The organism is Micromonospora sp. WMMA1949, from assembly GCF_027460145.1.
Taxonomy (GTDB): domain Bacteria; phylum Actinomycetota; class Actinomycetes; order Mycobacteriales; family Micromonosporaceae; genus Micromonospora.
Window position 1 is genome coordinate 5,214,704 of the sequence record NZ_JAPZBG010000001.1, and the last position, 20,849, is coordinate 5,235,552.

16 protein-coding genes and 1 pseudogene are annotated in these 20,849 nt (G+C 73.9%); 9 read left to right on the plus strand and 8 right to left on the minus strand.

Annotation, left to right across the window (positions count from 1 at the left end):
- Position 1: 1 nt before the first annotated feature.
- Positions 2-1,369, minus strand: coding sequence for an extracellular catalytic domain type 1 short-chain-length polyhydroxyalkanoate depolymerase (locus O7607_RS24355; protein WP_269705519.1), 1,368 nt, complete (start codon positions 1,367-1,369; stop codon positions 2-4).
- A 237-nt stretch (positions 1,370-1,606) separates the two neighbouring features.
- Between O7607_RS24355 and O7607_RS24360 the strand changes: the two genes are divergently transcribed.
- Positions 1,607-2,575, plus strand: coding sequence for a PaaX family transcriptional regulator (locus O7607_RS24360; RefSeq protein ID WP_269705520.1), 969 nt, complete (start codon positions 1,607-1,609; stop codon positions 2,573-2,575).
- Between the two features lie 9 nt (positions 2,576-2,584).
- Here O7607_RS24360 and O7607_RS24365 read toward each other — a convergent pair whose 3' ends face one another.
- Positions 2,585-3,259: a 4'-phosphopantetheinyl transferase family protein gene (locus O7607_RS24365; RefSeq protein ID WP_269705521.1), complete on the minus strand. Its 675-nt coding sequence runs from the start codon at positions 3,257-3,259 to the stop codon at positions 2,585-2,587.
- Between the two features lie 102 nt (positions 3,260-3,361).
- Here O7607_RS24365 and O7607_RS24370 point away from each other — a divergent pair, with 102 nt between their 5' ends.
- The gene (locus O7607_RS24370; RefSeq protein WP_269705522.1) at positions 3,362-3,841 is read left to right on the plus strand and encodes a hypothetical protein; all 480 of its coding nucleotides are present in this window, start codon (positions 3,362-3,364) and stop codon (positions 3,839-3,841) included.
- Positions 3,842-3,871: 30 nt separating this feature from the next.
- Here O7607_RS24370 and O7607_RS24375 read toward each other — a convergent pair whose 3' ends face one another.
- The gene (locus tag O7607_RS24375; RefSeq protein WP_269705523.1) at positions 3,872-5,455 is read right to left on the minus strand and encodes a ricin-type beta-trefoil lectin domain protein; all 1,584 of its coding nucleotides are present in this window, start codon (positions 5,453-5,455) and stop codon (positions 3,872-3,874) included.
- Between the two features lie 517 nt (positions 5,456-5,972).
- Between O7607_RS24375 and O7607_RS24380 the strand changes: the two genes are divergently transcribed.
- The 3 genes from O7607_RS24380 to katG all read left to right on the plus strand — a co-directional run bounded on the left by O7607_RS24380 (position 5,973) and on the right by katG (position 9,834).
- A complete protein-coding gene (locus O7607_RS24380; protein WP_269705524.1) occupies positions 5,973-6,971 on the plus strand; it encodes a glycoside hydrolase family 11 protein in 999 nt (332 codons plus the stop codon).
- A 134-nt stretch (positions 6,972-7,105) separates the two neighbouring features.
- Positions 7,106-7,561, plus strand: a complete 456-nt coding sequence (locus O7607_RS24385; RefSeq protein WP_269705525.1) for a Fur family transcriptional regulator — start codon at positions 7,106-7,108, stop codon at positions 7,559-7,561.
- Entirely contained in the window at positions 7,558-9,834 is a 2,277-nt protein-coding gene (gene katG / locus O7607_RS24390) for a catalase/peroxidase HPI (protein WP_269705526.1), read from the plus strand. The genes O7607_RS24385 and katG overlap by 4 nt, the downstream gene beginning before the upstream one ends.
- A gap of 81 nt (positions 9,835-9,915) precedes the next feature.
- On the opposite strand, the gene O7607_RS24395 is transcribed toward katG, so the two are convergent.
- Entirely contained in the window at positions 9,916-10,929 is a 1,014-nt protein-coding gene (locus tag O7607_RS24395; RefSeq protein ID WP_332367322.1) for a helix-turn-helix transcriptional regulator, read from the minus strand.
- A 198-nt stretch (positions 10,930-11,127) separates the two neighbouring features.
- Between O7607_RS24395 and O7607_RS24400 the strand changes: the two genes are divergently transcribed.
- Positions 11,128-11,757 carry a hypothetical protein gene (locus O7607_RS24400; protein ID WP_269705528.1) on the plus strand — a complete coding sequence of 210 codons (630 nt, stop codon included), beginning with the start codon at positions 11,128-11,130 and terminating at the stop codon, positions 11,755-11,757.
- Between the two features lie 299 nt (positions 11,758-12,056).
- Positions 12,057-14,273, plus strand: a complete 2,217-nt coding sequence (locus tag O7607_RS24405; protein WP_269705529.1) for a carbohydrate-binding module family 20 domain-containing protein — start codon at positions 12,057-12,059, stop codon at positions 14,271-14,273.
- A gap of 21 nt (positions 14,274-14,294) precedes the next feature.
- On the opposite strand, the pseudogene O7607_RS24410 reads toward O7607_RS24405, so the two are convergent.
- The 4 genes and pseudogenes from O7607_RS24410 to O7607_RS24425 form a co-directional block, all read right to left on the minus strand.
- A pseudogene (locus tag O7607_RS24410) lies at positions 14,295-15,525 on the minus strand (MFS transporter).
- A 76-nt stretch (positions 15,526-15,601) separates the two neighbouring features.
- Complete coding sequence (locus O7607_RS24415; RefSeq protein WP_269705530.1) at positions 15,602-16,075, minus strand: hypothetical protein; 474 nt, start codon at positions 16,073-16,075, stop codon at positions 15,602-15,604.
- A gap of 35 nt (positions 16,076-16,110) precedes the next feature.
- A complete protein-coding gene (locus tag O7607_RS24420) occupies positions 16,111-16,299 on the minus strand; it encodes a ribonuclease (protein WP_269705532.1) in 189 nt (62 codons plus the stop codon).
- A 41-nt stretch (positions 16,300-16,340) separates the two neighbouring features.
- Positions 16,341-17,150, minus strand: coding sequence for a hypothetical protein (locus tag O7607_RS24425; RefSeq protein ID WP_269705533.1), 810 nt, complete (start codon positions 17,148-17,150; stop codon positions 16,341-16,343).
- A gap of 112 nt (positions 17,151-17,262) precedes the next feature.
- Between O7607_RS24425 and O7607_RS24430 the strand changes: the two genes are divergently transcribed.
- Positions 17,263-19,923: a cation-translocating P-type ATPase gene (locus tag O7607_RS24430; protein ID WP_269705534.1), complete on the plus strand. Its 2,661-nt coding sequence runs from the start codon at positions 17,263-17,265 to the stop codon at positions 19,921-19,923.
- Positions 19,924-19,956: 33 nt separating this feature from the next.
- On the plus strand, positions 19,957-20,835 hold the full coding sequence (locus O7607_RS24435) for a universal stress protein (RefSeq protein WP_269705535.1): 879 nt from the start codon (positions 19,957-19,959) through the stop codon (positions 20,833-20,835).
- Positions 20,836-20,849: the final 14 nt, after the last annotated feature.

Consider the following 20,849-nt stretch of genomic DNA (forward strand, 5'->3'; position numbering starts at 1 on the left):
GTCAGGCGAGCGTGCAGGACGCGCCGTTGAGGCTGAACGCGCTGGGCCGGGCGGTGTTGCCGGTGTGCGTGGCCTGGAAGCCGATGGTGGTCGAGCCGCCGGCCGGGATGGCCGCGTTGTAGGAGACGTTACGCGCCGTCACCTGGCCCGAGGAGGGGGAGTACGAGGCGTTCCAGCCGGAGGTGATGGTCTGGCCGCCGGGCAGCGTGAACGCCAGCGACCAGCCGTTCACCGCGGCGGTGCCGGTGTTGCTGATGGTGATGTTCTCGGTCAGGCCGTTGTTCCAGGCGTTCAGCTCGATGCGCACCGAGCAGGCGCCGGTGCCGGGCGGCGGGGTGGTCGGTCCCGGCGGCGGCGTGGTCGGGCCGGGCGGGGGAGTGGTCGGTCCCGGCGGGGGCGTGGTGGGGCCGGGCGGGGGAGTGGTCGGTCCCGGCGTGGTGGTGAGGCCGAAGAAGGCCACGGCGGCCGCGGCCATGCCGGCGGACGGCAGGCTGTGCCCGGCGCCCTGGATGCTGTACGCCTCGACCTGGACAGTGCCGGAGGTGTCGGCGTAGCGGCGCCGGTTCCAGCCGGACTGCGGCGTGTCGGTGGACGTGGGCGTCTGGCTCAGGCCGAACACGTTCGTCCACTGCTCGATCGTCTCCTGGAGCAGCGAGTACGGCACCAGCGTGTCGTTGGTGCCGTGCCACAACTGCACCCGGGGCCGGGGCCCGGTGTAACCGGGGTACGCCTGGCGGACCGCGTCACCCCACTGCTGCGGGGTGCGGTTCATGTTCCCGCCGGTGCACTGGCTGGAGCCGGGCGGATAGTCGGCGGCGCCGGCGAAGCAGTTGAACGGAACGCCCATGAACGCCGCGCCGGCCTTGAAGACGTCCGGGTAGAGCGCCAGCATGTGGTTGGTCATCATGCCGCCGGACGAACTGCCGGTGGCGTACACCCGGTCCGGGTCGGCGCCGTACTGCTGCTGGACGTAGCGGACCATCGAGATGAGCGACACCGGGTCGCTGCCGCCGCCGCGCCGCTTGGCCGCGTCGGACCAGGTGTCGAAGCAGTTGCCGAAGCCGGCCTGCTGGGTGGCGCTGGGGTAGATGACGATGAAGCCGTACCGGTCGGCCAGCCCGGCGAACTCACTGCCGGAGTAGAAGCCGGGGCCGGAGCCGCCGCAGCCGTGCATGGCCACCACTGTGGCCGGCCGGGCCGGGCGGGCGTCCGGCACGTAGACGTGCATGCGCATCCGGCCGGGGTTGTCGCCGAAGCTGGTCACCTCGGTCAGCGACGCCGCGTACGCGGGTTGGACGGTGGGGATCACCAGGCCGGCCGCCGCCAGCGACGCGGCCAGGGCCACCACCATCTTGGCTCTGATTCTCACGGAATCTCCTTCGATCGCCCTGTGCGGGCGGTGACGGGCGGGTGCGCGCCGCGTCGGCGGCCCGGACCGCCGCGGTGTCGCGTCTCGCCCACTGACGTGTCTCGCCCGGCCTGGCTCCGTCGTGTGGCACATAGTGTTCCCGCCGGGCGCCGAAGTGTCAATCGATGCGCTCCGATGGGCTGCGGCGGCGTTCGTCTACAGTCGGTGCACCGTCCCTGAGCCGAGCCCGGAGCGCGTGTGGCAAACCCGTTCGACATCGAGGAGATCTACCCGGACGAGGGGCCCGCGGCGCGGCTGCCCCGACGGCAGGCCGGCACGTCGCCGCAGAGCGTCGCGGTGACCGTGCTCGCCGACTACACGCTGCGTACCCGATCCGCCCTGCCGTCCGCGGCGATCGTCGCCCTGCTCGGCGAGGCCGGGGTGACCAGCGCCGGAGCCCGTACCGCGATCAGCCGGCTGGCCCGCCGTGGGGTGCTGGAGGGCAGCCGGCAGGGCCGCAACAGCTTCTACCGGCTCAGCCGCGCCGCCGCCGAGTACCTGTCCGCCGGCGGGAACTGGATCATCGCCTCCACGACCGACGTCCAGACGTGGGACGGGTGCTGGACCATCGTGGCCTTCTCGCTGCCGCAGGACCACGGCGCGCAACGCCGGGCGCTGCGCGGCCAGTTGCGCTGGCTCGGCTTCGCGCCGCTCTACGACGGACTGTGGATCTCGCCGTACGAGCTCGCCGCGCCGGGGCGGGCCCGGCTCGCCCCGCTCGCCCTCGGCGCGGTCACGGTGTTCCGGGGGCGGCAGGACGCGCTGGACGCGATCGGCCAGCGCGCCCCCGTCGACGCCTGGGACGTCGACGCGATCAGCGGGCACTACGAGGCGTTCCTGCGCCGGTGGACCCCGCTGGTGTCGCGGCTCGGCTCGGTCGACGGTGCCGCCGCCGTGCGGGCCCGTACCGAGGTGATGGACACGTACCGGCGGTTCCCCACGCTCGACCCGCGGCTGCCGCTGGAACTGCTCCCGGCCGGGTGGCCGCGCCGGGCGGCCCGGGACGTGTTCGCGGCCGTCTACGACGGCCTGGCCGAGGCCGCCGAGACGCACGTCCGGGCGGTCGTCGCGCGGTTCGCCGACCCGGTGCCGCCCGGCATCCGGGCGCACACCACCGCCGACATGCTCGCCGGCGTGGGCGAGGACGGGTGCGGCGCCGCGGGCTGACCGCGACCGTCACCCGCCGACGGCGCAGCGGCGCTCGACCGTGTACGGCCCGGTGCCGGCCAGTGCGACAGCCAGCGCGACCCCGGCGGGCGCGGGCAGGTCGGCGAGCCGGTGCGGGCCGGCCGGCCGGACGCACTCGACCGTGTCACCCCGGTGCACCGGCATGCCGAGGTTGGGCCACAGCGGGCCCCCGGCCGCTTTGACGGCGGCCTCCTTGCGGGCCCACAGCCGGGTGAACCGCAGCGCCCGGTCGGCGTGGCCGGCCCCGGCGGCGACGTGCCGTGCCTCCTGCGGATGGAAGAGACGCACGGACGCGGCCACCGGGTCCCCGCCCGGCGCGACGTGCTGGATGTCCACCCCCACCGGCCGGTCCTCGCTCAACGCGACCGCCACGAGATCGCCGGAGTAGGACAGGCTCGTGTGCAGGCCGGCCCACGGGCCGGTCAGCGCCGGTTTGCCGTACCGGCCGGGCCGCCAGGCCAGCGCCGCCGGTGACGCGCCGGTGGCCTGCCCGGCCAGCAGACGCAGCGCGCCGTGTGCCACGGTGAACCGGTCCCGCAGCGTCTCGGCGCCCAGCCGTGCCGCCCGGCGCCGCTCGTCCGCGTCGAGCACCGCCCGGTAGCGGGCCAGCTCGTCCGCCGGCACCGCGGCGGCGACGATCCAGACCCGGACGGTGTCCCGCATGGACGGCAGCGTAACCGCGCCCGTCACGCCGGCACCCGCCTGCGGCGCCGCGGGCTGACCGGCGAAGATCGACGGTTGGCGGAGCCGTGCCAGAATCTGGCCGTGTCCTACCTCCCCTCGCAGCCGTATCCGCCGATGCCGGGCGGCGTCAGCCCGCTGATCGCCTACCCGCACCCGATCTCCCCGCCGCCGGGCTGCGGGGTGCTCGTCGTCTCGGTGAACCGCGGGCCGTACCTGATTCCCGTGCCGGTGACCAGCCGCTTCAAGATCGACCGCCAGGTGGTCGCGATCCCCGGCGAGGGGACGTGGCACGTCGCGGTGCCGGCCGGCACGCACGACGTCCGGTACACCGACTTCCTGGGTGTCCCGATCGTCACCACGGCGCTCGCGGTGCAGCCGGGCGCCGCGCACCACCTCGCGTTCCGCTTCGGCGGGTGGCGCAACCGGGTCTACGACGGGTACGGCACCGACGTCACCCGGTTCGGCCTGTGGTCCAACTACAGCATCATGCTGATCGTGCTGGCCGTCTTCGGCCTGGCCTGCTGCGGGGTGTTCGGGCTGGCCCTGGGCTCGAACCCCTGATCCGTCCGGCCGGCGGGCCTGGTCGCGCGGTCAGCGCAGCGACCAGGTCTGCTTCACGTTGAACACACAGGTCCAGGCGTTCAGCGGAGCACCCGCCGCGTGCCCGTCGACGTCCAGGCAGCGGTCGGTCGCCCGGTTGAACAGCGACCGCCGGCCCTGGCTCTCGATCCACTCCCACTTCTGCGCCGGGTTGCCGCTGCACCACGCGGTCTGCACCGGCACGCCGTCGCGCTTCTCGCCCCAGGCCACGTCCAGGCAGAGGCCGCCGTCGACCCGGACGCTGCCGTCGGACGCGAACGTCCACCACTGGGAACGCTCCTCCCGGCAGGTCCGCAGCACGACGCGTACGCCGTCCCCGCTGCCGCCGCTCGCGCACAGACCGGTCTCCTTGCCGACGAGTTGCTTCGCGCCGGCCGGACGGACCGGTGCGGACGGCTTCTCCGACCGGTCCGGCTCGCCGGACGCCAGTGGCGGCGTGGACGGCCGCGCGGCCGACGAGGCCGTCGGCTTCGGCGAGCGCGTGGTGGCCGGGGGCGAGCCGGAACTCGCCGGCGTGCCGCGCAACCGGCCGTCGAGGGCGTAGAAGTCGGTGAACTCCCGGACCGTGCGCAGGAACGCCTGCGTGCCGGCGTCGAAGTCGCCGCCGGTGTGGCGCACGGCGTCGGTCCCGTTGCGGTACGCCGCCAGCGCCAGCAGATCCGGGTCGCCGTCGAGCGCGGCCAGTTCCCGTCGCAGCGCGCAGAGCGCGGCCCCGGTCGCCGGTACGGCCGCCTGCGGCTCCCACGGCGAGGCGCCGGACGGGCCGTACGCACGCCACAGCTCCGGCCGGAACTGGGCGATGCCCTTGCGACCACCGTCGCCGAGCAGGTTCGGGTCGAAGCCGGACAGGGTCATCAGCTGCGCGGCCACCGCGGCCGGCGGCACCTGCGGGCACACCGAGCCGGCCCGTACCACCAGGCGGACGTACGCGGCGGGGACCGCCTTGGGCTGCCGGCGCTCGCCCTCGGCACCGGCCGCGACGGCGTCGGTGAAGCCGTCCTGCCGCCCGTAGTAGGCGGCGTACCGGTTCACCTCGTCGACGTACGGGACCGCCGCCGAGGGCACCCCTGCGGCGCCGCGGACCTCGTCGAATCCGGTGTGGAAGGCAGCGAGCGACAGCCGCCACGGGTCGCCGGGGACTTCCGCCGTGCGCAGTTGCCCGGCCAGGTCGCACATGTGGTGGGCCAGCGCGAGGATGTTGGCGGCGGCGTCCGTGCGCGGCGCGTCCGGCCACGGCGCCCAGGTCCGCCATCGCTCGTCGTCCAGTCCGGCCAGGCCCCGGCCGCCGGACGCGGTCCGCTCGGCCCGTCCGTCCAGACCCGACTCGGTCATCAGCTGCCCGGCCAGCCGCGCCGGGGTCAGCGTGGGGCACGACCGGGCCGCGGTCCGGATGGCGGCGAGCTGCTCGGCGGAGACGGTCCGGCCGGCCGACTCACCGTCGCGGGCGGTGGCGACGCTCCCGCTGAGGGCGGCGACCACCAGGCTGAGCGCCGCCAGTCCGGCGGCACCGGCGGCGACGACTCCGCGCGGGATCCGGCGCGGGCGGGTGTCCGGGCCGGGGACATCGGGTGTCACAGGGCGGTCCTTCCGGTGATGACGTACGCCGGACGGGTGCGCGACGTCCTCGGTTCACCCGGCCGGAGCCGGGTCCGACTCCGGTCCGGCCGCCATTGAACCGATCGACCGGCGAGCAGTCAAATGTGGACGGTCCGGCCGGGACCGCCCGTGCGGGCGGAGCGGCGGTGCCGGTGTTGATCCGGAACGGGACCGAAAAGTTTCGGAATCTCGTTGCCTCCGTCGGCGACAGTGCACCGGTGGCCGAGCCGTCCACGCTGATCGGAGGCCCTTTCCGGCAGCCGTAACGCCCGTTTAGGGCCCCGCTGCGGTTACCACAACATTTCCGGAACTTGTTGACAGGATGAACCGGGGCTCCAATACTGTGGCCATCGGCGCATCTCGATTGACGTCGATGTCCGACCACCACCGTGGCGCGGCTGTCGCCCCGGTCCCGCCGTCCGCGGGCGGGCGAGCACCCGCGGCTCGCGCCACCCGGTTGGCCGCCCGCCAGCCGTCACAGGGAGGAAACCCGTCCATGAAAGACGCCCCCGTCCGCACGGGCATCCGCAGGCGCGGACGCCTCAGGATGGTCCTCGGCGGCGCCTGTGCCGTGGCGCTGATCACCGCCGGGGCGACGGCGGTCACGTCAGCTCCGGCTTACGCCCAGACCGTCACGTCGAACTCGACCGGCACGCACAACGGCTACTTCTATTCCTTCTGGAAAGACAGTGGCAACGTCTCCATGACCATGGGCAACGGTGGTCAGTACAGCACCCAGTGGAGCAACATCAACAACTTCGTGGCCGGCAAGGGCTGGAACCCGGGCTCACGCCGGACGGTCAGCTACTCCGGCAGCTTCAACCCGTCCGGCAACGCGTACCTGACGCTCTACGGCTGGACGCGCAACCCGCTCGTCGAGTACTACATCGTCGACAGCTGGGGCAGCTGGCGCCCGCCGGGCAGCGGCTACATGGGCTCGGTGACCACCGACGGCGGCACGTACGACGTCTACCGCACCCAGCGCGTCAACGCCCCCTCGATCGAGGGCACCCGGACGTTCTACCAGTACTGGAGCGTCCGCCAGCAGAAGCGCGTCGGCGGCACCATCACCTCCGGCAATCACTTCGACGCCTGGTCGCGCTACGGCATGAACCTCGGCACCCACGACTACCAGATCATGGCCACCGAGGGCTTCCAGAGCAGCGGCAACTCCAACATCACGGTCGGCGGCACCAGCGGTGGCAACCCGACCACCCCGCCGCCGAACAACGGTGGCTGCACGGTCAGCGTCAGCCGGGCCGAGGAGTGGGGCGACCGGTTCAACGTGACCTTCTCGGTCAGCGGCACGAGCAACTGGGTGGTCAGCATCCAGACCCAGGGCGGGCAGAGCCTGCAGAACAGCTGGAACGCGTCGGTCAGCGGCACCAGCGGCACGCTCACCGCACGTCCGAACGGCAACGGCAACAACTTCGGCATCACGCTCTACAAGAACGGCAACAGCAACACACCGACGGCGACCTGTTCCGCCGCCTGAGCCCTTTTCCGGGGAGGGGGTGCCGCGCCTGGCGCGGCACCCCCGTTTCGTGTGCCCGGACGGTCATGATGTGACGGCCGACACACCTGGGCGAAAACTTGATTGATTCCAGAAGACCGGACTAAGGTCGTCGCATGACGGCCGACTTCGAGACGCAGCTCCGGGCGGTCTCGTTGCGGGTGACCCGGCCCCGCCTGGCGGTGCTGGCCGCGCTGCGCGACCATCCGCACGTCGACACCGACACGGTGATCGCCCTGGTCCGCGCCGAGCAGCCCACCGTGTCCCACCAGGCGGTTTACGATGTGCTCCGGGCACTCACCGACGCCGGGCTGATCCGGCGCATCCAGCCGGCCGGCGCGACGGCCCGCTACGAGTCGCGGGTGGGAGACAACCACCACCACGTCGTGTGCCGTTCCTGCGGCGCCATCGCCGACGTCGAGTGCGCCGTCGGCCGCGCCCCCTGTCTCACCGCCTCCGACGACCACGGCTTCGTGGTGGACGAGGCGGAGGTCGTCTACTGGGGCACCTGCCCCGGCTGTGCGGCCGACCGTACCGCCCAGCGATCCGCCAGTTCGGAAGGAAACAGATGAGCGACACCCAGGACAACCGGCCCGTCAGCCCGCAGGGCGTGGACGCCAAGGAGGCGGCCGGCTGCCCGGTCGCGCACGACTCCGTGACCGCGCACGGCAGCGAGAGCGAGAACCCGGCGATCGACTCGCCGACCCCGAAGACCGGCGGTCGTCCGCGCAGCAACCGCGACTGGTGGCCCAACCAGCTCGATCTGTCGGTGCTGCACGCCCACTCGCACAAGGGCAACCCGCTGGGCCCGGAGTTCAGCTACGCCAAGGAGTTCGCCAAGCTCGACGTCGAGGCGCTCAAGCGGGACATCACCGAGGTGCTCACCACCTCGCAGGACTGGTGGCCGGCCGACTTCGGTCACTACGGCGGCCTGATGATCCGGATGAGCTGGCACGCCGCGGGCACCTACCGCATCGAGGACGGCCGCGGTGGCGCCGGTGACGGCGGGCAGCGGTTCGCCCCGCTGAACAGCTGGCCGGACAACGCCAACCTGGACAAGGCCCGCCGCCTGCTCTGGCCGGTCAAGCAGAAGTACGGCCAGAAGATCTCCTGGGCCGACCTGCTGGTGCTCGCCGGCAACGTGGCCCTGGAGTCGATGGGCTTCAAGACCTTCGGCTTCGGCTTCGGCCGGGAGGACGTCTGGGAGCCGGAGGAGATCTTCTGGGGTCCCGAGGACGCCTGGCTGGGCGACGAGCGCTACGCCTCTGAGAAGGAGATGGTGGCCGGCGTCGGCGCGACCGAGATGGGTCTGATCTACGTCAACCCGGAGGGCCCGCGCGGCAACGCCGACCCGCTCGCGGCGGCGCACTTCATCCGTGAGACGTTCCGCCGGATGGCGATGAACGACGAGGAGACCGTCGCGCTGATCGCCGGCGGCCACACGTTCGGCAAGACCCACGGCGCGGGCCCCGCCGACGCGCACGTCGGCCCCGAGCCGGAGGCGGCGCCGCTGGAGGCGCAGGGCCTGGGCTGGCTGAGCACCTATGGCGAGGGCAAGGGCGGCGACACGATCACCAGCGGTCTCGAGGTGACCTGGACCGACAAGCCGACGCAGTGGAGCAACCGGTTCTTCGAGATCCTCTTCGGCTACGAGTGGGAGCTGACCACCAGCCCCGGTGGCGCCAAGCAGTGGGTCGCCAAGGACGCCGAGGCGATCATCCCGGATGCCCACGACCCGTCGAAGAAGCACAAGCCCACGATGCTCACGACCGACCTGTCGCTGCGCGTCGACCCGGCGTACGAGAAGATCTCCCGCCGCTTCCTGGAGAACCCGGACGAGTTCGCCCTGGCGTTCGCCAAGGCCTGGTACAAGCTGCTGCACCGTGACATGGGCCCGGTCAGCCGCTTCCTCGGTCCGTGGGTGCCGGAGGCCCAGCTCTGGCAGGACCCGGTGCCGGCCGTCGCGCACGAGCTGGTGAACGACGCCGACGTCGCCGCGCTCAAGGCGAAGGTGCTGGAGTCCGGCCTCACCACCGCCCAGCTGGTCTCCACCGCGTGGGCCTCGGCCGCGAGCTACCGCTCCACCGACAAGCGCGGTGGCGCCAACGGCGCGCGCATCCGGCTGGAGCCGCAGCGCAACTGGGAGGTCAACCAGCCGGAGCAGCTCGCCACCGTGCTGAGCACCCTCGAGGGCATCCAGCAGGAGTTCAACGCCGCCGGCGGCGCCCAGATCTCGCTCGCGGACCTGATCGTGCTGGCCGGCTCGGCCGCGGTCGAGCAGGCGGCGCGGGACGCCGGCGTCGAGGTGACGGTGCCGTTCCACCCGGGTCGTACCGACGCCACGCAGGAGCAGACCGACGTCGAGTCGTTCCGGGTGATGGAGCCGCGCGCCGACGGTTTCCGCAACTACCTGCGGCCGGGCGAGAAGACCCAGCCGGAGGTGCTGCTCGTCGACCGCGCGTACATGCTGAACCTGACCGCGCCGGAGATGACCGTCCTGGTCGGCGGCCTGCGCGCGCTCGGCAACAACGTCGGCGGCGCCGCGCACGGCGTGCTCACCGACCGGCCCGGCGTGCTCACCAACGACTTCTTCGTCAACCTGCTCTCCCCGGGCACCCGGTGGAAGGCGGCGGAGTCCGAGGAGCACGTGTACGAGATCCGGGACCTGGCGACCGACCAGGTGAAGTGGACCGCCACCGCGGTCGACCTCATCTTCGGCTCCAACTCGCAGCTGCGGGCGCTGGCCGAGGTCTACGCCAGCGACGACGCGCGGGAGAAGTTCGTCCGCGACTTCGTCGCCGCCTGGACGAAGGTCATGGAGCTGGACCGCTTCGACCTGGCCTGATCCGCCGTACCTCCCCGGGCCCCGGTCCGTCGCGCCGCGACGGGCCGGGGCCCGCCCCGTTCGCGGGCCGGGCCGTTCCGGTCAGCCGTGCAGCGTACGGCTCGGTGGGATGCCGAACACGGACCGGTAGTGGGCGGTGAACCTGCTGTGGCTCAGGAAGCCCCATCGGGTGGCGATCCGGCTGACGGTCTCGCGCCTCGGGTCGCCCATTCGCAGCTCCTGGTGTGCCCGTTCCAGCCGGATTCGCCGCAGGTGGGCCGCCGGTGTGCTGTCCAGATGGCGCCGGAAGGCCAGTTGCAGGGATCGCAGGGACACGGCGGCGGCGACTGCCACGTCCGCCGGGCTGATGTCCCGGTGTGCGTTCTCCTCCATGAAGGCGATGGCCCGGCGGAGCGTCGACGCCGAGGCGTCGCGCCGGTCCTGGCGCCCCGGGTCGGTCAGGGCGGTGTTGGGGAAGACGGCGAGCGCGGCCGCCGCGAGGATGCGCGCCGCCGTGCCGAGCACCAGCGGGTGGCGGCTCGCCTCGGGATTGCCCAGCACGGCGTGGCGGACGTAGCGGGCCGTCGACCGCCAGTGCTCGGCCAGGACCGGCGAGGCCGGCTGGAGGCCGGTGAACCGGACCGGCACGGGCCGCCGCCCGGGAACGGGGGAGACGACCTGGTGGAGCAGGTCCGCGTCCAACTGGACCAGGAGCACCTCGCCGCGGCGCCACCGGAGCCGGTACGGATGGCCCGGGTGCGCGTTCAGGAATACGTCGCCGGGGCCGAAGGAATGCGGTTCGCCGTCGACGACGCGGCTCACCATGCTGCTCGCGCTCTGGCAGACGACAACGGAATCGAGCTGCTCGACGTCGATGCGCAGATCGCCGGACTGCGCGACCCGGTCCATCCGGAAGGCGCCGGCGTTGAGCCGGCGGTGACTGAGCCGGTACCCGCCATTGCCGCGCAGGCGCATGCCTCGCGTGCCGTAGGCCTCGGTGAGGTAATGGTGAATGAGGTCGGGCCGACGGCTCCGGAAGTGATGACTGACGATGGGGCTGTGCCTCACGTCGTCCCCCTGCCGTATTCGTCCGGGGAGTGGAGCGGAAGTTGTCACCGCGGGGAGCGAAGGAATCTCACCTCTCCGAATGCTATTGCCCGATGGGATTCCTGCATATCCCGAATCCCATCAATGGCTTTTGCGCTAAGCGATCAATGGCATGCCTTCCGTGCGCTTACGGGACTAGCCCGGCGTCCGCCGGTGCGGAAAAGTCGACGCCGGCTTGCTGCGGTGGTCGAGGGGGCGCAGGTGGACATGGCGAATGCACGGGAGGTGGCCCGGAAGGCGGCGGCGGCGTCGCTCCGGCAGCTCACAGCGGATCATCGGGTGGCCGGTCGGCTCCGGGGACACGAGCCGACCCTGGCAACGGCGGTGCGGGAGACGATCGAGGAGGCCCTGGGGCATCCGTCCGACGCCGACGGCGGTGCGCTGCACGAGTTCTGCCGTCGGCGGAAGTGGACGCTGGACGAGTTCGACGCGTTGGGGCATCACCTGCTCACCGCCGTGCTGGCCCAGCGTGTGGGGGTGGAGGCGCTGGTGCGGGTCGGCGCGGCGCTGACCCGGGTCCGCCGGCGACTCGCGGGGCCGGCTGCCCTCACCGCACCGGCCCGCCCGGACCGGCGGAGCCGCAACAGCGCGTCCCGCCGTTACGCCCCGCCCGCGCACCTGCCGCTCGCGCCGAGCTGGCAGTGCAGCGGCTGCGCCGCCGCCTGGCCGTGTCCCACCAAGCAGAGTCAGCTGCTCGTCGAGTTCGGCGGTACGACAGCGGGGCTCGCCGTCTATCTCGGCGCCTGCCTCGTCGCCGCCACCAAGGACCTTCCGGCCCTGCCGCCCGCCCAGGCCAGGGCTCGCTTCCTGGGGTGGCTGCCGCGCCGGCGCTTCTGACCCGGCCGCCGGTCGCGCCCGCAAACGTTGGAAAATTTGTTCGGAAGTTGCGGTCGTCCCGCGCAGCGGGTCCGCTCGTCCCGAGCGGCGGGAACTGCCCTCGGCGCTCGATCGCAGGTCCAGCGTGGATCGTCGCTGGTGGAGCGGATTATGGGTCCGTTCGTGTTGCCTGCGGGTTTCAAAAACTTTGCCGCAAGCTCTTGCAAAGACTTTCATGGATGGCGCATGGTGTTCGCTACCCGGGACGGCCGCCCCACCCCCGCTCACCCTTTCGAACCCACGGAAGAGGTCCCCCGACCATGCCATCCGCCAGGCCACACCCCCGTGGCCGCGCCGGTCGCCTGCTGCTCGCCGCCGCGCTCGTCGCGGCCGGCGGCACAGTGGCCGTCGCCGCTGCCACCACCGCCCCCACCCCCGCCCGCGCCGCCGTCGTCCTCAACGACAGCGAGGTGACCGCCAACCTCTGGGAATGGAACTGGGCCTCGGTCGCCGCCGCCTGCACCGACCACCTCGGACCGGCCGGCTACGGCGCGGTGCAGGTGGCACCGCCGCAGGAGTCGGTGCAGCTGCCCACCAGCGCCGACGGCGCGTACCCCTGGTACGAGGTGTACCAGCCGGTGTCGTACAAGCTGGACAGCCGGTTCGGCAACCGTCAGCAGTTCGCCGCCATGGTCACCGCGTGCCACAACGCCGGTGTGCGCGTCTACGTCGACGCGGTGGTCAACCACATGGCCGGCACCAACAACCCCGCCGGTACGCGCGGCTACGCCGGCACCGAGTTCTCCGGCTACAGCTACCCGGCCGTGCCGTACGGCGCCGGGGACTTCCACCGCCCCGGGGACAACTGCCCGACCGGCGGCGCGATCAGCGACTGGAACAACGAGTCCCAGGTGACCAGCTGCGAGCTGCTGTCGCTGTCGGACCTCTACACCGAGAAGGAGGCGGTCCGCAACAAGATCGCGGCGTACCTCAACGATCTGATCGGGCTCGGTGTGGACGGCTTCCGGGTCGACGCGGTCAAGCACATCCGCAAGGACGACTTCGCGGCCATTCTCGGCAAGCTGAACAACACCGTCGCCGAGGGCCGGCGGCCCTACGTCGCGCAGGAGATCTTCGACGGGGCGAGCAACCCGGCGTTGCAGGCGCGCGCGTACATCGGCAACGGCGACGTGCTCGACTTCGCGTACGCCAAGGGCATCCGCTCGGCGTTCCAGGGCTCGATCTCGGCGCTGGCGAACGTGCCGAACTGGAACCTCGACGCGCCCGGCGCCAACGTCTTCTCCATGGTCACCAACCACGACCTGGAGCGCGACGGTGTGGTGCTGTCGTACAAGAACGGCACCGACTACGTGCTGGCCAACTACTTCGCGCTGGCCTACCCGCACGGCAAGCCGTCGGTATACGACAGCTTCACCTGGTCCAACCGCAACCAGTCCCCGCCGCACGACGGCACCGGACGGGTCACCGACACGGTCTGCGGCGCCGCCTGGACGTGCCTGAGCCGCACCACCGGCGTCAAGGGCATGGTCGGCTGGGCCAACGCCGCCCGCCCGGTGAAGACCGTATCGGACTTCACCACAGTGAACAGCAACGTGATCGGCTTCCACCGGGGCGACCGGGCGTGGATCGGCATCAACGACTCCGGCTCCGCCACCACCGCCACCTTCGTCACCGGGCTGGCCGACGGCCGGTACTGCGACGTCATCTCCGGCGCCGCCACCGGCAGCGGCTGCACCGGCGGTACGGTGACCGTGTCCGGCGGCCGGGCCACCGTGACCATCCCGGCCAACGACGCGGTCGCCGTCCACGTGAACGCCCGGCCGGGCGCGAGCCCGTCCCCGAGCGCCTCCCCGACGGTCTCGCCGAGCGCCTCTCCGACGGTCTCGCCGAGCGCGTCGCCCACGGTCAGCCCGAGCGACCGGATCGCCACCACGTTCACCGTCACCGCGAACCTGGCCGCCGGGCAGGACGTCCGCGTCGTCGGCAACGTACCCGCGCTGGGGTCGTGGACGCCCGCGAACGGCGTCACGCTCGCCGCGCAGGGCGGCGGCGTCTACCGCGCCACCGTCGACCTGCCCCGGTCGACGGCCGTGGAGTACAAGTTCGTCAAGCTGACCGCCGCGGGCGCCGCCACCTGGGAGTCCGGCGCGAACCGGACCCTCACCACCCCGGCCGGCGGCACGTACGCGGTGACCGAGACGTTCCGCGGCGACACCGTCACCACGGCGGTCGCCACCACCTTCTCCGTCACCGCGACCACCGTCTACGGGCAGAACGTGTTCGTCGTCGGCAACATCCCGGCGCTCGGTGGCTGGAACCCGGCCGCCGCCGTCGCGCTCTCGCCGGCCGCGTACCCGGTCTGGCGGGCCACCGTCGACCTGCCGCCGAACACGGCGGTCGAGTACAAATACGTCAGGAAGAACCCGGACGGCTCGGTGACCTGGGAGTCCGGCGCGAACCGGACGCTCACCACGCCGGCCGGCGGCACCCGTGCCGTCACCGACACCTGGCGCTGACGATCGTGCGGCCCGTCCCCGTCACCCCCGGGGACGGGCCGCATCCGGTCCGGCCCGCACCCGGACCCGGCCGGACTCCGCCCCGGCGGCGGGCCCGCCCCGGCGAGGTGCGCCGACGGTCGTCCCCAGCGCGACGCTCAGGCACACCACGGCGGCGACCACCAGCGGCGGACGGCCGCCCACGGCGACCGCCGCCGACCCGAGCGGGATGGCCGGCGTGATCGGGCCGAACATCGCCGTGTTCGCCGTCCCGGCCACCCGCCCGAGCATCGCCTGCGGCGTGTACGCCTGCACGGCGGTGACCGCCGCCACGAGCGTCCAGGGCAGACCCACGCCGGCCACCACCGAGGCGGCCACGGTGCCCGGCCACCACGGCAGGCAGCGCCCGAGACAGCCGGCGGCGAACAGGACCGCACCCGCGGCACCGACCGCGATCTCACCACGGCGACGGACGAGCCGGCCGACGACCAGCCCGGCGACCAGCGACCCGGCGCCCTGCGCGCTCGCCAGCACGCCGAGGAACGTCGACGGCATGGCCAGGCCGGTCACCACCACGTCGTACAGCGCCGCGGTGGTGAAGCCGGACATCGCGATGGACACCGCCGCGAGCGCCACGGGTACGCGTACCGCCCGCCGGGCCAGGAGCGCGGCGAGGCCGTCCCGCACTCCCGCCGGACGTGCGGCCGGGGGAGCGGGGACGGCCCGCGTCAGGCGCAACGCGCCGTACAGGGCGGCCGCGAGCACCGGTACGACGGCGGCGAGCACCGCGACGACGTGCCCGCCCCGCCACGCGTACAGGCCCGCCCCGGCCAGCGGCGCCACCAGCTTCATGCCCTCCTGCGCGCTCGACCGCCAGCCGTTGACGTCGGCCAGGCGGGCCGGGGGGGAGCGCGGCGGGCAGCAGCGCGGTCTCGCCCGCGTGGACGAGCACGTAGCCGACGCCGTACGCGAGCGACACGGCGTAGATCAGCCACGCGTCGCCGGGGCCGCGAACCGCCAGCAGGCTCAGCAGCGCGGCGGCGAGCGCGAGGTCGACGCCGATCACCAGGGAACGCCGGGGCACCCGGTCGAGCAGGCCGCCGAGCCACGGGCCGGCCAGGGTCGGGGCGTAGACGCACATGCCGGCCAGGGCGGCGAGGCCGGTGGAGCCGGTCAGGTCCAGGATCCAGATGCCGGACACCAGGGCCATGGCGCTGCCGCCGAGGCCGGACAGCAGCGAGACGGCCACGAACAGGAAGGCGTTGCGGCGCATGGGTCCCCCGAGAGTTGAGCCTGGAGGACTCATCCTCGGGATGTGAGCCTGGGCGGGGCAAGGCTTCGAACGTGCGTCAATGCCCCGTTGACAGCGCTGTCGCGATCCGCCGGGCGGCGTCGCGTACCGGAGCGGGCAGCCTGCGACCGGCCCCGGCCAGGTCGTCGGCGAGGTGCGCGGCCAGCGCGTACAGCGGCCCGGCGGTGGCGTCGAGGGCGAGCGCGCAGGTGCGGCGCGTCAACGCCGCGCGGGGGAAGCGGCCGTCCCACGAACGGTCCGCCTCGATCCAGCGGTGCAGGTCGGCGACGGCGGCCCGGAGCGCCGGCACGTCGGGGGAGCCGGCCGGGTCGAGCCGGGTCAGGCGGACCCGCCGGGCCGCCACGAGGCGCTGCCGACGCTGCTCGGCGGCCTGCCGGCTGCGCAGGCCCAGCGCCCGCGCGATCTCGGCCCAGGTGGCGCCGTCATGCCGGGCCCGGTCGATCAGATCCAGTTCCCGGTCCTCAAGCCGGACCCGCGCCGCGGCGATCTCGGACAGGCCGGCCAGGGCCACCCGTCAACGCTACATTGACAACCGGGCCCGAAGTCTCAGTCCTCCGAGACGCCCGGGCCCACCTCGCCACGCGCCAGGTGCTCGGCGTTGCGGTCGGCCTCACTCTCCGCGTTCTCCGCGCCGGCGCCCGGGTCCCGGGTACGCCGCCCCTCGGCGTCCTGGAAGACCTGCCCGCGCTCGAGCGCGCCCTCCTGCTGCCGCTGGAACTGCTCCGGATCAGTCATGACCGTCAGGTGCCCCGGCCGCCGCGCGGCAAACCGGTCCGTCAGCGCGGCGGCGCCACGTAGAGGGCGGTCCGGCAGCCGGTCTCGCCCGGCTCCAGCCAGATCCGGTCGTACCCGGGGGACTCGATCTTCCCGGCCGGTGTGCGGACGAGCAGCAGGCAGTCCCGTTCGGCCGGTACGCCGACGGCGGCGACGAGCGCGCCCTCGTGCACCGTCGTGTCGACGGTGATCCAGTCCTGCGGGAAGGCGGCCCGCACCGCGCCCGCCAGCGTCTCCGGGGTGGCGGTGCGCAGCACGGCGGTGAGCCGCTGCCGCCCGTCCTCGGGCACCCTCGGCACCGGCGCCGCCGTCGGTGGCGAGGGCGCGGCGCCGCTCGGACAGTCGATCTCGTGGTACGTCGTGTAGCGGTAGAGCGTGAACTCGTAGCGGTAGCAGCGAGTGGCCTCACCGGCGGTGTTGCTCGCGCCGCCGATCGACACCGGCGGCCGTTCCGGCACCGTCACCACGAACCGCACGTCGACGGTGGCCCGCTCGTCCCCGGCGGTGCGGCCGGACCACGCCAGCGCCTCCCGCCGGACCGTACCGCCGCCCGACGCGGCGTCCGTCGGCTCCTGGACGATCTCGGCCGCCGCGATCGACCCGGCGTCCCGCACCCGGTTGCGGTGCCCCAGCTGCGTGTTGAGCTGCTTCGCCTCCACCGCCGCGGTGTCGCGCGCCAGCGCGTCGCCGCTCTCCTCTCCGAGTCCCCTCCCGCACCCCGCCGACGCGAGCAGGAGCACCGCGAGCGTCCACCGCACCCACCGGTGACGGGACGGAGGTCTCGGCCCGGTGGCGCTGCGTGTCCGGTTCACCGCGCGGACGTTACCGGCGAGCCGGGCGCCGCGCTGCCCCGTAACGCCGGGGGGCCGTTGGTCCCGGGTCCGACAGGCCCTCGGCCCTGCGACCCACGTAGGGTCGCGCGGCATGCTGGGACTGCCCGGCGCGGGCGGCGACGACATGGAGGACGATGTGGTGATCAACGGCGGGCCCGCTGCGGCGACGACGCCCACCGAGATCTCTCCTGCCCCCGCGACCGGGCTCGGCTCGGCCGAGGCGGCCGCCCGGCTGCGCGCCGACGGGCCGAACACCGTGGCCGCCCCGCGCAAGCGAGGGCTGGCCGGCCGGGTGTTCCGCCAGCTCACCGACCCGCTGGTGGCGCTCCTGCTGGCCGCCGCCGTGGTGACCACACTGCTGCGCGACTACCCGGACACCGCGGTGATCGTGCTGGTCGTCCTGATCAACACGGCGATCGGCGTGGTGCAGGAGGTCCGCGCCGACCGAGCCGTCGCCGCGCTGGACCGGCTCGCCGCACCCACCGCGCGTGTGGTCCGCGACGGCCGTGACCTCGTGCTGCCCGCCGCCGACCTCGTTCGCGGCGACCTGGTCCGGCTGGAGGCCGGCGACGTGGTGCCCGCCGACCTGGACCTCACCGACGCGGTACGCCTCAGCCTGGACGAGTCGGCGTTGACCGGCGAGTCGGTGCCGGTGACCCGGGTCGCGGGGGAGGAGGCGAATGCGGGCACCGTGGTCACCACCGGCCGCGCCACCGGGACCGTGGCGCGTACCGGCGCGGCGAGCGCGCTGGGCCGGATCAGCGCCCTGGTCGCGGCGACCCGCCCCGCGCCCACGCCGCTGCAGCGTCGCCTGTCCTCGCTCGGCCGGGTGCTCGGCCTGACCGCCGTGGTGCTCTCCGGGCTGGTCTTCGCGATCGGCGTGCTCGACGGGCAGCCGGTGACGCAGATGGCGGTCACCGCCGTCAGCCTCGTGGTGGCGGCCGTGCCGGAGTCGCTGCCCGCCGTCGTCACGCTGGCGCTCGCCCTGGGCGCGCGCCGGATGGCCGGCAGCCGCGCCATTCCCCGCCGGTTGCACGCGGTGGAGACCCTCGGGTCGGTCACCGTGATCGCCTCCGACAAGACCGGCACCCTCACCGAGGGCCGGATGGCGGTGCAGCACGCGGTCGTCCCCGGCCGCGACCGCTACGCCGTCACCGGCACCGGCTACGCGCCCGACGGCGAGGTGCACCACCGGGGCGAGCCGGTGAGCGCGCCGGACGAGCTGCGCGCCCTCGCCCGCGCCGGGCTGCTCTGCAACGACGCCACGGTGACGCCGCCGACCGACGAGCGGCCGGAGTGGACAGCGATTGGTGATCCGCTGGAGGCGGCGCTCGTCACGTTCGCCGCCCGGTGCGGCCTGGATCCGGAGGCCACCCGCGACGCCTGGCCCCGGGTGGCGGAGGCGCCCTTCGACCAGGACCTGCGCCGGATGACCACGGTGCACCGCCGCTGCGACGGGCGCTACCTGGTCGTCTGCAAGGGCGCGCCGGAGAACCTGCTGGCCGCGCCGCTGGTCGACGCCGACGCCGGGGAACTGGCCGAGCTGACCGACGCCGCGCACCGGCTCGCCGCCGAAGGGCTGCGGGTGCTGGCGGTGGCCTCGGCCGTGGTGCACACCCTGCCGGACCCGGCCCGGCCGGCCGGCCTGCGCCCGCTGGGCCTGGTCGCGGTCGGCGACCCGCTGCGCGCGGCGGCGCCCGGCATCGCCGCGGGCTTCGAGGAAGCAGGCATCCGGCTGGTCCTCATCACCGGCGACCACCCGGCGACGGCCGCCGCGATCGGCGGGCGGCTCGGGCTCTGGCGCGACGGCGACCCGCTCGCCAACGGCGACGACGGCGACCCGGGCCGCGCCCACCCCGAGACCCGGGTGTACGCGCGGACCCAACCGGAACAGAAGCTCGACATCATCGCCGGCCTCCAGACCCGGGGGCACGTGGTGGCGATGACCGGCGACGGCGTCAACGACGCCCCCGCGTTGCGCCGCGCGGACATCGGGGTGGCGATGGGCGGCGGCACCGAGGTGGCCCGGCAGGCCTCCGACCTGGTGCTCGTCGACGACGACCTGACCACTGTGGCGACCGCCATCGGCGAGGGCCGCCGGATCTACGACAACATCCGCCGGTTCCTGCGCTACGCGCTCGCGGGTGGTGTGGCCGAGATCGCGGTGATGCTGCTCGGCCCGCTGTTCGGCCTGCCGGTGCCGCTGCTGCCGGCGCAGATCCTCTGGATCAACCTGCTCACCCACGGTGTTCCCGGTGTGGCGCTCGGCGCGGAGCCGGCCGAGCCGGGCACGCTGCGCCGGCCGCCCCGCTCCCCGCAGGAGTCGGTGCTCGGCGCCGGCCTGGGCCGGGACGTGCTGGTCACCGGCGCGCTGATCGCGGCGGCGACGCTCGGCGCGGGCGTGTGGGCCGCCGCGTCGGACCGGCCGTGGCAGTCCGTGGTGTTCGTGGTGCTCGGCCTGGCCCAGCTCGGTGTGGCGCTGGCGGTCCGCGCGATCCGTACCCCGGGCTCCCGTGAGCGCAACCTCGCGCTGCCGGTGGCGGTCGCGATCTCCGCGGCCCTCCAGATGGCCGGCGTGCTGCTGCCGCCGCTGCGCGAGCTGCTCGGCACGTCCCCGCTCAGCGCGCTCGACCTGCTCGCGTGCGCCGCGATCGGCGTGCTGCCCGGGCTGGTGCTGCGGCTGACCCGTCGCTTCCGCGGGACCAACGGCCCTTCGGCCGGGACCTCGGACCCTGCCGGGCCGGCCGCCTGACGGGCAGGCTGAGCACGAGTGAAGGAGGACGACATGACGATCCACTCGCAGGCACCCGTCGTGGTGGGCGTGGACGGCTCCGCCGCCTCGCTGGACGCGGTCCGGGTGGCCGCCCGCGAGGCCGCCGCCCGGAACCGGCCGCTGCAGGTCGTCCACGCGTTCATCTGGCCGCTGACCCGCGCGCCGCTCACCCCGGCCCCGGGGGCGCCCGCCGGCGCCGGCCTGCGCAACCAGGCCGAACGGTGCGTCGCCGAGGCGGTCGCCGAGGCCGGCAAGGTCGCGCCGGACGTACCGGTCACCGGCGTGGTGGTCGACGGCGCCGCGGCGGCGGTGCTGGTCGCCGAGTCCCGCGAGGCGGCGCTGATCGTGCTCGGCCACCGAGGCCTGGGCGGGTTCGCCGGCCTGCTGATCGGCTCGGTCACGCTCCAGGTGTCGGCCCGCGCGCACTGCCCGGTCCTGGTGACGCGCGGCGAGGCGCGCGCCGACGGGCCCGTCGTGGTCGGTGTGGACGGCTCCGAGCTGTCCACCGCGGCGGTCGGATTCGCGTACGAGGAGGCCGCCCGCCGGGACGCGCCGCTGATCGTGGTGCACGCCTGGCTGTACCCCACGCCGATCGGCCCCGGCGACATCCTGCCCCTGGTGTACGACCCGGAGGCGCTCGCCGAGGAGTCCCGGCGGGTCGTCGCCGAGTCGGTCGCCGGCTGGGCCGAGCGCTACCCGGACGTGCCGGTACGGCAGCGGTCGCTGCGCGGTGCCCCGGCCCGGGTGCTGGTGGAGGAGTCGAAGGACGCCCAGCTGGTGGTGGTCGGCGCGCACGGCCGCGGCGCGCTGGGCGGGCTGCTGCTCGGCTCGGTCAGCCACGCGGTGCTGCACCACGCCCACTCGCCGCTGGTGATCGTGCGCAACGCCTGACCCCGCGAACGCGC